Here is a 489-nt window from a genome sequence, read left to right as displayed (position 1 = left end):
GACGGGCCCGGTCGCGATATGGGCCTCGAGCTGCGTGTCCACGGCCACCGACTGCAGGCTTTCGCGGAAGAAGCCCGTGGAGCGCTGCGCGGTGAGCCCGGTGATCGAGTCGATCGTCACGTAGGGGAAGTCGCCGTCGACGCCGTAGTAGCGGAAGTTCTGCCGGAAGATCAGGTCCGGCGAGAAGTGGTGCTCGAAGGCGTAGCCGATCCGGTACTGGTTCTGCGTGAAGGCGTTGAAGGCCCCGTCGCCGAAATAGAGCCGCGACACCCGGAAGCCGGAGAAGTTGTAGAAGGCCGCCGTGCCCGGCAGCTGGGACCTCTGGAACTCGGTGAGCAGGGTGAAGGTGGTGTCCGCCGAGGGTTTCCAGGTGAAGGCGGGCGCGATGTTGATGCGGTCGTCCGTGGCGCCGGGCAGGAAGGTGTCCGACTGGCGCACCACGCCGGTGAGGCGATAGGCGAGCGTTCCGTTCGAGCCCTCGACCGGACC

General features: G+C 66.9%; 1 pseudogene. It reads right to left on the bottom strand.

Annotated elements, in window-relative coordinates:
• A pseudogene (locus tag RAD16_RS40805) lies at nucleotides 1–489 on the bottom strand (TonB-dependent siderophore receptor); the annotation flags it as partial.

The sequence above is a fragment of the Bradyrhizobium sp. 18BD genome, from assembly GCF_054185225.1.
The sequence above is the reverse complement of the archived record's forward strand: the minus strand, read 5'-3'. Positions and strand labels throughout refer to the sequence as shown.